Source organism: Pseudomonas akapageensis (genome assembly GCF_011355085.1).
Taxonomy (GTDB): Bacteria; Pseudomonadota; Gammaproteobacteria; order Pseudomonadales; family Pseudomonadaceae; genus Aquipseudomonas; species Aquipseudomonas akapageensis.
On the sequence record NZ_VXCP01000057.1, the window covers coordinates 62,218 to 74,541 of the forward strand.

The 12,324-nt window shown below is 63.8% G+C and carries 7 protein-coding genes and 1 pseudogene; 1 reads left to right on the forward strand and 7 read right to left on the reverse strand.

Going from position 1 to position 12,324, the window contains the following annotated elements; all coding sequences use genetic code 11:
- Positions 1–23: 23 nt before the first annotated feature.
- Together F2S13_RS27600 and F2S13_RS27605 are read right to left on the reverse strand one after the other, a co-directional pair.
- Positions 24–1,460 (reverse strand): sigma-54 interaction domain-containing protein, encoded by a 1,437-nt coding sequence (locus F2S13_RS27600; protein ID WP_166366930.1) that lies wholly within the window; start codon positions 1,458–1,460, stop codon positions 24–26.
- Positions 1,457–2,590, reverse strand: coding sequence for a PAS domain-containing protein (locus F2S13_RS27605; RefSeq protein ID WP_166366932.1), 1,134 nt, complete (start codon positions 2,588–2,590; stop codon positions 1,457–1,459). The genes F2S13_RS27600 and F2S13_RS27605 overlap by 4 nt, the downstream gene beginning before the upstream one ends.
- Before the next feature lie 407 nt (positions 2,591–2,997).
- Here F2S13_RS27605 and F2S13_RS27610 point away from each other — a divergent pair, with 407 nt between their 5' ends.
- Positions 2,998–5,292: a tetratricopeptide repeat protein gene (locus tag F2S13_RS27610; protein ID WP_166366934.1), complete on the forward strand. Its 2,295-nt coding sequence runs from the start codon at positions 2,998–3,000 to the stop codon at positions 5,290–5,292.
- 123 nt (positions 5,293–5,415) lie between these two features.
- Here F2S13_RS27610 and F2S13_RS27615 read toward each other — a convergent pair whose 3' ends face one another.
- From F2S13_RS27615 to F2S13_RS27635, 5 genes and pseudogenes are all read right to left on the reverse strand, one after another.
- The gene (locus F2S13_RS27615; RefSeq protein ID WP_166366936.1) at positions 5,416–7,947 is read right to left on the reverse strand and encodes a fused MFS/spermidine synthase; all 2,532 of its coding nucleotides are present in this window, start codon (positions 7,945–7,947) and stop codon (positions 5,416–5,418) included.
- A gap of 231 nt (positions 7,948–8,178) precedes the next feature.
- A pseudogene (locus F2S13_RS27620) lies at positions 8,179–8,343 on the reverse strand (arylsulfatase); the annotation flags it as partial.
- A 47-nt stretch (positions 8,344–8,390) separates the two neighbouring features.
- The gene (locus F2S13_RS27625; protein ID WP_166366938.1) at positions 8,391–9,395 is read right to left on the reverse strand and encodes an HAD family hydrolase; all 1,005 of its coding nucleotides are present in this window, start codon (positions 9,393–9,395) and stop codon (positions 8,391–8,393) included.
- A complete protein-coding gene (locus F2S13_RS27630; RefSeq protein ID WP_166366940.1) occupies positions 9,392–10,732 on the reverse strand; it encodes a BatD family protein in 1,341 nt (446 codons plus the stop codon). Before F2S13_RS27630 ends, F2S13_RS27625 begins: the two co-directional genes overlap by 4 nt.
- Positions 10,729–12,324 (reverse strand): VWA domain-containing protein, encoded by a 1,596-nt coding sequence (locus F2S13_RS27635; RefSeq protein WP_166366942.1) that lies wholly within the window; start codon positions 12,322–12,324, stop codon positions 10,729–10,731. The genes F2S13_RS27630 and F2S13_RS27635 overlap by 4 nt, the downstream gene beginning before the upstream one ends.

Genomic DNA, 12,324 nt, shown 5'->3' on the forward strand with positions numbered 1-12,324 from the left:
CACACATCCCTGTGCACGGAGTTTCAGTCGCGTTGCAGCTTGCGGATCAGGGTCCCGATGTCGATGCCCAGGTGCTGCGCGGCCTTGCGCTTGCTGCCGCACAAACGCACGGCCTTGAGGATCACTTGCCGTTCGAAACGCTGTACTTGCGCCTTGAGGTTCTGTTCGGGGCCGTCATCCAGCGGCAGGTCTTCATCATCCTCCGGCTGCAGGGCCGTCGGGACCTTGTCTTCCAGCATCTCTGCCGGCAGGTGGTGTTCCTGGGCTTCATCGTCGGCGAGTACCGCCAGGCGCTCGAAGATGTTCACCAGCTCGCGGATGTTGCCCGGGAAGTCATAGGCCATCAGGCGTCGTCGACAATCGGGGGAGAGGTGCAGGGTCGGCTCGCGATCGAGGTTGATGCGGGTCAGGAGGATATCGATCAAAAAGGGCAGGTCATCGATGTGCTTGCGCAGCGGCGGGATTTCCACCGGCAGGACGGCCAGACGGTAGTACAGGTCGGCGCGGAACTCGCCGATGCTGACCTGATGGCGCAGGTCCTTGTTGGTGGCGGCGATCACCTGCACCTGAACGGTCTTGCTCAAGGGCGAACCGACCGACTGAATGGTACTGTCCTCCAAAAATTTCAATAACTTGGCTTGTACATGTAAAGGAATTTCTCCGATCTCATCCAGGAACAACGTACCGCCCGAGGCTGCTTCGATGTAGCCCTGTTTGCCGCCCTGCAGGGCACCGGTGAAGGCGCCTCGTTCGTAGCCGAACATCTCCGACTCGAACAGGCTTTCCGGGATACTGCCGCAGTTGACATGAATGAACGGGCGGTCGCCCCAGCCGGCGGCACGGTGGATATGCCGGGCGATGGCCGTCTTGCCGACGCCTGGCTCACCCAGCAGCAGGAGCCTGGCGCGGCGGCGGAAGGCGCGTACTCCGGTGTCGGCGATGCTCGACAATTGCGGCGACAGGTGCAGGGCATTGTCCTGGGGATCGCTCAGGCCGGGCTTGTCGGGTGCGCGCAAGGCCGCAGGGGAGCGCTTCTGCGGCTTGCTGCCTTCGAAATCCCGTTGCACCAGCATCATGAAGGGCTTTTCATAGGCGCCGGTCGGCACCGCCTGGGTGCTGGTGAACAGTACCCGGCCGTCCCGCGAGCGGGTCAACGCACTGCTGGCACCGCGATTGATGGCCATTTCGAAGTCATCGAACATCAGCGCCGAGCGCTGGAAGAACTCAGTGTTGGACAGGCCTACCGCTTGCTCCCTGGACAGGCGATTGACCCGTTCGGCCGCCAGGTTAATGAAGCGCACCCGGGCCTCGCCATCGCAGACGATGATCGCTTCGCTGAAGCTGTCGAGCAGCGCGTGCAGCGCCGGGGTTTCCAGCAAGGCGCCGAGGATCTCACTGCTGACGTTGACCGACGAGCGCATGCCCATCTGCAGGGCGCCCAGCAGGTTCTTGTCGTTCATGGATGCAGCTCTCCGGGGTGCCCGGCGTGGTGTCCGTTGCGACGCAATACCGCGACCTGCCAGGCTACGCCTTCCTTGATCGCGATGCGCGAGCAATGCACGTTGAAGTCCAGCGCACGGCCGCCCAGGTCTGGCAGCACGACGCGGTGCCAGGTCCGCTCCGGTGGCGAGGTATCGAGCAGGGACCGGGCGATGCTGGCGCCCCGGGTAATGCCGAAGGTCTCTTCGAACGCCGAGTTGCGCCATTGCGGCTGCTGTTGCTCATCGATGACCAATACCGCGTCGGGAACCGCATCGAACACCCGACGCAAGGCGGCGATGCGCTGCTCGGCGTCATGCTGCACGCGCAATTCCTGGCTGACATCGCGGATGCTGCCCCACATGCGCAACAGCTGGCCACCGACGATGGTGGCGCGCACGTCGTTTTCGACATAGGCGGGCGAGCCATCGTGGCGGCGGTCCACCGACAGGGCGCCATCGACGCAGAAATCCGATTCGATCAGGCGCCGCACGAACTCCTCGTTGGCCGGGCTGCGTGGCCAGTACAGGCGCACCGGCTGCTGGTTGAAGTCCACGTCCGACGGCATTTCGTAGACCTGGGCCATGGCCCGGTTGCACATGCGCCATTGGGAATTGTTTTCAAAGACCTGGCGGACGATTTCGTCAGGCGACTGATTGATGTCGACCGCGTCGGCCCACTCGATGCACCAGTAGGCCACCTTGGCGCTGAGCAGCATCTGGCTCATGACCTCGTTGGCGTTCTGCAATTCCTGCACGCGACGTCCCAGCGGGCCCAAGGGCATTTCGATCAGGTGCAGGCGGGCAGGCTGCACCGAGCGCCATTCGAGGATACCGCTGGCTACCACCGGCAGCAGGCCGCCGTTGTGGCGAATCAGGGTCAGTTCCAGGCTGTGGACCCGTTCATCGGCAGGCGGGTTGGCGAACAGATGCTGCAAGGTGCGCACCGATTCGGCGGTGTAGATCTGTTCGATCGGCTGGTCGCGCAGATAATCGGGGTCGTAACCCAGTTGATTGCTCATGCCGGCGGAGATCGCCAATACCTGTCCATGGGATGAAATCGTGCTGGAAAGGGCCATGCCTCTTTCGCTGAGTAAACCTAGTGTGTCCATCTTCACGCTCGATGCTTGTGGGCAAATGAAGAAAATGGGGGCACATTGCGTGCCAGGGTAGAGGCCAGGGAAATCAAGGGGTGGAGCTCTTCGGGTGCTGCGTATTTGCTTTAGTGTATGTATTTTTGCAGCGGTTTACGTGCCTCGTTCCCACGCTCTGCGTGGGAATGCATCCCGGGACGCTCCGCGTCCAGCCACCGAAAGCACATCGGCGCGGAGCGCCAGCCCCTGCATTCCCACGCAGAGCGTGGGAACGAGAGCGCAGAGCGTGGGAACGAGAGCGCCGATCCTGCCGATTGCACAGGATTATCCTGCCGCCGCCCTCTGATCTATAGCCTAACGCCCCAGTCAGAAGCTAACCTTGGGCTTCGCAGTCCTTTTCGTCGACCTGCCTCAAGGATGATCCTTTGCACTTCCTCAAACGCGTTTGCCGAGGTTTGCTGTTCACCACGGCGCTGTCTTTGTTTGCCCAGGGTGCCAGCGCCCAGGCACCGGGCCTGGCCACTGACGCCAAGGGCTATGCGCCTGCCGAAAGCTGCATCGGCTGTCACGCCGAGCAGGCCGGCGCCTGGAAGAACTCCGACCACGACTGGGCCATGCGCCCGGCGAGCAAGACCAGTGTGCTGGGTGACTTCAAGAATGCGCAGTTCAAGGACGGCAAGGTCCAGGCCCGGTTCTTTCGCAAGGGCGAGAAGTTTTTCGTCAACATCGAAGGCGCCGATGGCAAGCCCGCTGACTTCGAGATCCTCTACACCTTCGGCTACAAGCCGTTGCAGCAGTACCTGGTGGCATTCCCCGGTGGGCGCCTGCAGAGCCTGACCATCGCCTGGGACACCCGCAGCAAGGCCGAAGGCGGTCAACGCTGGTTTTCCATGTACCCGGGGCAGCATTTCGCCCCTGACGACCCCCTGCACTGGACCGGCCGCTACCAGAACTGGAACGCCATGTGCGCCGATTGCCATTCGAGCAATCTGCTCAAGGGCTACGACGACAAGACCGATACCTTTGCCACCACCTGGCATGAGCAGAACGTCGGTTGCCAGGCCTGTCACGGCCCGGGCCAGGCCCACGTCGACTGGGCCGGCAAGGAAAAGCCGGCACAGGCCAGCTACAGTTCGCCTGCCGAAATCGGCCTGACGGTGGATTACAAGGCCATGGGCAGCAAAGGCCTGGTCGACCAGTGCGCCTATTGCCACAGCCGCCGGCAGAGTCTTAACGTCGGCCAGCAACCGGGCAAACCGCTGCTCGACAGTGCGCTGCCGGCCACCCTGCGCCCTGACCTCTACCACGCCGACGGGCAGATGCAGGGCGAGGTCTATGTCTACGGCTCCTTCACCCAGAGCAAGATGTTCGCTGCGGGCGTCACCTGTACCGACTGCCACAACCCCCACACCACCAAGCTCAAGATCGAGGGCAACGGCCTCTGCCAGCAGTGCCACAATCCCAACCCGCCGGCTCGGTTCCCGAGCCTGCATGCCAAGAACTATGACAGTCCCGAGCACCATCATCACCAGGCCGGTTCCCAGGGCGCGCAGTGTGTCAACTGCCATATGCCGGCGCAGACCTACATGGTGGTCGACCCCCGTCGCGATCACAGCTTCCGCCTGCCGCGCCCGGACCTGAGCGCCGAGACCGAAAGCCCCGATGCCTGTACCGCCTGCCACAAGGACAAGCAACCGGCATGGGCCGCGAAGACCATCGAAGGCTGGTTCGGCACCCCGCAACGGCCGCCGCACTATGGCCAGGCCTTGCATGCCGCACGCATCGGCCAGTCTGATTCGCTGCAGCAACTGACGGCATTGATCGGTGACCTGGGCAAGCCGGCCATCGTGCGCGCCACGGCCGTCGAGCAATTGGCGGGGATGGGCGATCCGGCGCTGCCGAGCCTGACTCAGGCGCTCAAGGATGACAGTTCGCTGGTGCGTGCCTATGCCGCGTCCGGATTTACTCGGCAACCGCCGGTACAGCGGGTCAAGTACCTGCTGCCGTTGCTCCACGACGATAACCGTGCGGTGCGGGATGAAGCCTTGCGCGCCCTGGTCGGGATTTCGCTGATTGCCTTGCCCGAGGCCGAGCGCGAGCCCTACAAGGCCGCCCTGGCGGACTACGAACAACGCCTGCGCGGCAACGCCGACCTGCCGGGCAACCGCCTGAATCTCGCGGTCATGCTCGAGCGCGATGGACGCCAGCAGGAAGCCCTGGAACAGTATCGCCAGGCCCTCAAGCTTGATCCGTACTTCGCCCCGGCGCGGGTCAACCTGGTGACGCTGGCCAACTCCATGCTGCGCCAGGACGAGGCCGAACAGGTGCTGCGCGATGGTGTCGCCTTGAAGGACATGCCGGTCACCGATCACGGCAACATCGCTTATATGCTGGCTTTGTTGCTGGTGGAGCGGAACAATACCGACGAGGCACTGCCGCTGCTCGATACGGCCGCCAGGGAGCTGCCGCAGAACCCGCGCATTCGTTACAACCAGGGGTTGTTGCTGTTGCAGATGCAACGCCGTGCCGAGGCGCAGGCGGCGCTGGAAGCGGGGTTGGCCCAGGCGCCGGATGATGCGGATCTGCTGTATGCGATGGTGTACCTGCATGGCTCGGCGGGGCAGCAGGGAGAGGCGATCGAGTATGTTCGTCGGCTGGAGAAGGCGGCACCGCAGGATGAGCGTTTGCCGGGTCTGAAGCGGCAGTTGGGGTTGCGCTGACGATAACCCTCGTTCCCACGCTCCGCGTGGGAATGCAGTGTCAGACGCTCTGCGTCGAGTCGTGGAAGCGCGACGCAGAGCGTCGCAGGAGGCATTCCCACGCAGAGCGTGGGAACGAGGAAATCACGGCTGCATCCCTAAAAACCACCGGTAATACGGATTGCCGCCATCCTCACGCATCACCTCGCGCACCCCTTCACCCCACTCATGACGCTCGCCCTTGTAGGCATGCAAACCCACCTGGTAGAAGCGCCCCAGGCGTTTTTGCTGGCCGTCCAGGCGCGCCTGGAAGTCATCGCTGCTGTTGGTCAACACGGGTTGGCTACGCAAGTCCAGCAGGGCCGGGAGCACCCGGGCAATCTCGTTGCTGCGCACCCACGGCGCGTATTCGATCGATGGCTGGTCATCGGTAACGGCCTGGGCTGAACCGGCAAAGCGCTCCAGGCCCGCCCGATCGGTGACGTAGGTCGAAAGCAGTGACGCCGGCGAAACGATGCCAACCTCGGCCAGGGCGCTGCGTACCGTGTCCTGCTCGAACCGCTGGCTGATGCGTTGGACATCCAGTTCCATCGACGCCAGTGAGCCGACCAGCAGCATTTCGTGGAACTCGGTGGTCCACAGGCTGGCATGGGGGAACACATCGAGAAAACTGCGCACCAGCGCTTGTGAGTCTTCCAGGTTCTGCGTCGGCAGCGGCAGCCATTGGGCGACGATGCCCTGGGGTTGCAGGCGTCGTGCGGCGAGTTCGTAGAAATCCCGCGAATACAGGTTGACCACGCCGCTGGCCGAAGGCGGTGGCGGTTCGAGGGTGATCAGGTCGTAGGCTTGCTCGCTGCGCAACAGTTCCTGACGACCGTCGCGCAGGCGGATATCGATGCGGCTGTCGCTCGGAGCGTCGTAGTTGCCCTTGAACAGCGGCGCTGCCTGGACCACGGTCGGCAACAGTTCGGCGACAACCCGGTGTTCCAGCCCCGGGTAGCGCAGCAGGGCGCCGGCGGTGATACCGGTACCCATGCCGATGACCAGCGCCGAGCGTGGCTCGCCGTTGTGGATGATCAGCGGCAACAGGGCCTGCAGGCGCATATAGCGCAACGACGGCATGGCATCGCCGGTGTTCGAGACGCCCTGAATGTAAAGCCTGTTGAAGACATTGGCGGCCTTGCCCTGGGTGACCACGGCGACAGTGCCACCGCGACCTTCCTTGTAGAAGGCCAGTATGCCGTTGCGCGCGCCCGGCATCAGGTGGGCCAGGCGATTGGAGGGCACGGCAATCACCAATACAAGGCTCACCAGGGCGACCACTATAACGCCACGGCGGTTGTCTTTGTTGACGTGCTTGCCACGCAATACGGCGGTCAGGCCGATCCCGGCCGCGATGAAGGCGAGCACGCCCAGGGTACGAACAAGACCGAGTTGCGGGATCAGCACGAAACCGGTCAAAAGCACGCCGACGATGCCGCCCAGGGTATTGAGCGCCACCACTGCACCGACGTCGCGGCCGACGTGACCGCTGTCCACGCTCAGGCGCAAGGCCAGCGGGAAGGCCGCCCCGAGCAACAGCGTCGGCACGAAGACGATGCACAGGGCGGCGACGGCAAAGCGTGCGCTCATGCCGCTCAGTTCGTCGCCACCGAGCAGATGCACGGCCTGTTCGGCCTGGGTCTGCAACAGGATCAGCCAGCGTCCGAGCACGGCGATTTCCAGCAGGGCCAGCAGCCCTGCGGTGGCGATCAGCAGCCCGAACACGCCCCACGGATCGCGAATCCGGTCGGCGCGGCGCGCGTACAGGGCGCTGCCCAGCACCAGGCCGGTCAGGTAAGTGGCCAGTACCACGGCAAAGGCAAAAGTGCGGGTGCTCATGAACTGCACGATCGACTGGGTCCAGACCACCTCATAACCCAGCGCCACGCCACCGGCGATGGCGTAAAGCAGCAAAGGCAGGCTGGAGTGCCTGCCTGCCTTGTCCGGTTTGGCGGTGGCAACAGGCACCGCAACGGGCGTGCGGGCATAGGCCAAGGCGCCGAGCAACGCCAGCAGGTTGAGCACAGCCGCCGCGTAGGCCGAGCCTTTCACGCCCAGGGCGGGAATCAGGACAAAGGCACTGAGCAGGGTACCCAGGATGGCCCCGCCGGTATTGGCGGCGTACAAACGCCCACCGGCACGACCCAGTCTTTCGGCCGACGGGGCCAGCGCACGCATCAGCACGGGCAGGGTGCCGCCCATCAGGAATGCCGGTACGCCGACCAACAGGAACGGCAGCAGCCAGGCCAGCAGACCCACCTGGTCGCTCAAACGGGCGAAGGGGCCCGCGGCGTTTGCCAGGCCATGGGTAGCGGCGATGCCCAGGCCGGCGACGCCCAATTCGAGCAGCGCATAGAGCAACACAGGGCGTTGCAGACGGTCGGCGATGCGGCCGAACGCCCAGCCCCCCAATGCCAGGCCGGCGAAGAAGGCGCTGATGCCGCTGGTGATGGCATACACTTCGACACCCACCACCAGCGACAGCTGTTTGATCCAGAGGACTTGATAGACCAGCGCCGCGGCGCCGGAAACGAAAAGCATGAGAGCGGGAGCCCAGGGCAGTGACCGGGCAGGGATTCGGGGTTGAGCCACAGAAGCGTCAGGACGCGAAGAAGTACGGCTGGCTGAAGTCATCGACGGCGGTCCTTGTATCGAAAAAAACGGGCCTGTCTGTTGTGGGAGCGGGCTTGCCCGCGATGCAGGCGACGCGGTCGTTCAGGTTGACCGCGGTGATGCTATCGCGGCGGTCCGGCGATCCTGGCGTCAACGGCCTCGCGAATCTGGTCGACGCTGAAGCTCGCCGGCCGCTGACTGGGTGGATACTCGACGAAGGTTTCCAGGAACTTGCCCGCCTTGATGGTAGCCGCCCACTACACCCATGGAATAGGCGCTGATATTGGTCTGGCCAATGTCATCGCCGAAAATCACCAGGATGTTGGGTTTGCTGGCCGCTGTGGCAGCTGCCGAAAACCCTATCACCGCAGCCGCCACCATGGCGAACTGCGGCAACCACTTGCGTGTACGAACCATAAGACATCTCTCCATGTTGTTGCTTTTGGTGTTGCTTGCATCGGTCATCAAGGTTGCGCATCGAATGGGTAGATGCGTTTCCACTCATTGGCCATGTCGACCACTGTCCAGTTTTTCGCCTTGGCTTCATCCAGTGCCTTGTCGAGCCTGCCAATCTTCGAGTCCCGGTCGTAGGCCCACTCGCGCTTGGCGTCGGTATGGTGCACCAGGCCCATGAAGCGCTTGCCCTTGCCGGCAGCGGTCCACTGCAGCATCTGCAGGTCGCCGTCGGAGTTGCCGAAGGCCAGCACCGGGCGCCGGCCGATGATCGATTCGATGCTTTCCGGCTTGCCCGGGCCATCGTCGTTATGGGCAAGCTTGGGTTCACGCAGGATAGAAGGATTGCCGTCGCCAGGCTGGAACTGGCTCACAAATGTGGTCCCGATCACTTGTTCTGGCGGGATGCCATAAACCTCTTCGGCGAACGCACGCATGAACACGACTTCGCCGCCTGAGACGATGTAGGTCTTGAAGCCGTTGGCGCGCAGGTAGTCGAGCAGTTCCAGCATGGGCTGGAAGACCATCTCGGTGTAGGGCTTGTCGGTCTTGGGATGGCGTGCCTTGGCCAGCCAGGCCTCGGCGTTGGCGGTGAAGGCTTCAGTGGTCATGCCGGTGTTGGTCGCCGCGATGATTTTCAGCAAGCCGTCCATGCCCGCTTCCTCCAACGCCTTGTGATCGTTCTCGAGCACGGCCTTGAAGGGTTGTTGCTCCTTCCACTCGGGATGCTGAGGGGTCATGCGCTTGACTTCTTCCAGGGCGAACAGCACCTGGAAATACATCGGTTGCTCGCTCCATAAGGTACCGTCGTTGTCGAACACGGCAATACGCTCGGCCACCGGAATAAAGTCCTTGCTGCCGTCCTTGGTCACGGCTTTGACAAAGGTGGTGATCGACGCCTTGGACGGGCCTTCGTTCCACGAGGCCAATGGCTCGGCGGCCTGGGCCAGCAGGGGCAGCAGCAGGGCCAGAGAAAGGCCATAAAGCCAATTGCCGAGTGAAGGTGCTCGTTTCATGGTCGGTCCTCGCGGATTGTTGTGGAATTCGGGTTCAGTGGGCGCAACCCATGCGCCTGCGGACGTTGAGGTTGTACTTGATCAATACCCTGGCGTAGTTCCGGGAGTGACTGCTTGCACTGCTGCAGCGCAGGCTCCTGTACCGCTTCCCTGCCGTAGCGCGCGTTGAGGAAGCCTAGCAGGCGTTTGGCCAATGGCGCCGGCAATGGCAATTCAAGCAGGCCGAGCGCCTGTTGTTTGCGTCGAGCCCAGAGATAGAGTGCCGTGAGCTCTGCCGGGCGGGCGTCCAGCTGGCCGGGGACTTGCTGCCAGGCGTACTCGGCCGATGCCAGCCAGCGCGCTTGGCGCTGGGCCCGCCGGCGCTGCCAGGCACTGCGCAAGCGTTGGTAGAGCGGGCGCCCCAACCAGGCCAGTAGCCCCAGCGCAATCAAGCCGCCAGCCAACATCAGCCAATGCCGGGCCAGGTGCACACGGGTGCGCTGACCCAGCGCTTGCAGGTCTGCCGTGATGGAAAAGGGCGGGCGGTAGTCGACGTTGGCGCTTGCTTCGAAGCTGATCGCCGGCAGATTCGCCGTGCGTGCCTCATTGGCCGTGCTGTCCCACCAGCGCACCTGCAGGGCTGGCAGGTTGAAATGCCCGGCGTGCTCGATCCGGTAGCTGGCACTGTCGATGCGCTGGCCACCGCTGCTGCCGCCACGGCCATCGCTCAAGGGGCTGATCCTGGGCGTTTGTGCATAACGTTTGAGCCCGTCGACATCGCCCAGGACGGTTTTGGGCAGGAGCATGCTCTGGGCACCGTCGGCCTGCAGCGTGACCTCCCGGGTGACGGTATCGCCGACCTTCGAAGCGGTACTGGAATATCTGACCTGCTGGCTCAGACGCACGGCCTGGGCCACCAGCACCGCCTGACCGGCGGCGAAGCCCGAGGGCTGCCGGGCACTGAATGCCTGCGCTGTACTCTGAACCTTCATGGGGGCGCTGGCCTGGCCTGGGTTGACTGCGATAGTCAACGCCGGAATGCTGTAGGTCTGTACCTGTTGCGGGATGATCAGGTAGCTGAAGCGCAAGCCGAAAAAGGTTTTGCCCTGGCGCGTCACGGTCAGGTTGAGCGAGTCGCTGGCCGGTGGCGTGACCACGGCGCCGGGCAACTCCAGGATCGGCAGTTGCGGGGCCTGGAGGAACCAGGTATCGACCAGAACATCCACCTGCAGCCGCACGGTGCCGCCGACGACCACGCCCTCGGCCGGTTGCAGGCTGGTTTCGACCAGCACTTGCGGCTCCTCGGCCAGCACCGGCAAAGCGAGCAGGGCACAGAACACTAGCATCAGACGTCTCATGGCCGGGCTCCTGTGCCTTGCGCCTGGCGTGCCGCGTCCTGCAGGCTGAATTTCTGCCTGAGGAATTTCGCCGGCGAGGTGGTCAGGTTCTGCAACCACAGCTCATCGGAGCTGGCCTGCTGGGTCTCCACCTTGCGGGCATCGCCCTTGTTCTTGGGTTTGTCGAACTTGACCTGATCGGGTTTTGTATCGGGCGCTTTTTCGGCCGCGTCGTCATGGTCTTTCTGCAGAGCCTTGGCCAGGGCCAGGTTGGCCGTCGCTTCGGGGAACTGGGGTTGCAGCTTCAAGGCATGCTCGTAGGCGGCAATGGCCTGGTCGAAGTGGAACTGGCGGGTATGGATATTGCCTTGATAGAAGTACGCCTGGGCGCTGTCCAGTTGAGCGAAACTGCCCAGGGCCCGGTCATAGTCGGCGGCGCGGTAGGCGGCCAGGCCTTGCCAGTAGGGATCCGCGAACAGGGTCGCGGCCTTGCCGTAATGATGGTGGTCGAAGGCCCAGCGTCCTTGCTGGTCGGCCGTCATGAAGGCGTCGGCCAGTACACCCGCCTGGGCCTGGGGTGGGTTGAGCAGGCAACCGCTGGCCAGCAGGAGGGCACCCAGCCAATTCAGCCTCCAGCCGCGGCGGATGCACAGCAACGCCAGAAGTGCCAGTGGCCAGGTCAGCCAGTACCCGGCATCTTTCCAATGGATCTGCCCGGCGTCGGGGTTGGCCTGGGCAAAGTGCCGTTGTGCGTGCAGTTCAATCCAGTCCAGATCGTCGTCATCCAGGGTCAGGCTGCCCAGCGGCGCGTCGGCGGCCTTGGCCAATTGCTCCAGGCCAGCCTGGTCGAAGCGGCCCAACAGCGCGCGACCATCGCTGTCGGTGCGTGGCTGGCCATCGGCGGTTCGCAGCACGCCGGTGTCATTGCTGCCCACCGCCAGGATCAGCACCTGCAACGCGGTCCCTTCAAGGCTTTTGCCGATTGCCGCAAACTGACTGGCGTCGGCACCGTCGGTGATCAATACCAGGGTGCCAGGCACCTTTTCGGCGACCAGCAGGCGCTTGGCCTGTTCGATTGCGCCGAGAGCGTCCTTGCCGGGGCGGTCGATCAATGGCGTGGCCAATGCTTGCAGAAAACTGTCGAGCAGGGCTGGATCGTCACTCGGTGGCAGCACCAGATGGGCGCTGCCGGCATAGGCCAGCAGGCCGATGCGCAGGCCCTTCTCGCGAGCGATCAGGTCGAGCATCTTGTGTTTGGCCGCCTCCAGGCGACTGGGTGGCAGGTCCGAAGCGTCCATGGAAGGCGAAAGGTCCAGCGCCAACAGCAGCACCGCCTGGTTCTCCAGAAACGGCGGGCGGTCCTGTTGCCAGGTCGGGCCGGCTGCGGCCAGGCCGCCAAGCATGAGCAGTGCACTGAGCAGGTGGATCGGTTGCACGCGGGCGCGGGTGCTTGGGGTGATCAGCAGGTGCTTGAGCAGGTGGGGGGCAATGCTGCTTTGCACGCGCCGGCGCCGGACCTCGGCGCGTCGCCACAGCAGCAGTAATGCACCCAGCGGTATCAGCAGCAGAAACAGCGGTCGCAAGAAGTGCAGGGCGCTGAGGTCGATGTCCAT

What these genes read in the sequence shown, in the direction of transcription:
- F2S13_RS27625 (WP_166366938.1), bottom strand. Translation starts at nt 9,395, where the DNA reads ATGAAACGAGCACCTTCACTCGGCAATTGGCTTTATGGCCTTTCTCTG.
- F2S13_RS27600 (WP_166366930.1), bottom strand. Translation starts at nt 1,460, where the DNA reads ATGAACGACAAGAACCTGCTGGGCGCCCTGCAGATGGGCATGCGCTCG.
- F2S13_RS27630 (WP_166366940.1), bottom strand. Translation starts at nt 10,732, where the DNA reads ATGAGACGTCTGATGCTAGTGTTCTGTGCCCTGCTCGCTTTGCCGGTG.
- F2S13_RS27605 (WP_166366932.1), bottom strand. Translation starts at nt 2,590, where the DNA reads ATGGACACACTAGGTTTACTCAGCGAAAGAGGCATGGCCCTTTCCAGC.
- F2S13_RS27635 (WP_166366942.1), bottom strand. Translation starts at nt 12,324, where the DNA reads ATGGACATCGACCTCAGCGCCCTGCACTTCTTGCGACCGCTGTTTCTG.
- F2S13_RS27615 (WP_166366936.1), bottom strand. Translation starts at nt 7,947, where the DNA reads ATGACTTCAGCCAGCCGTACTTCTTCGCGTCCTGACGCTTCTGTGGCT.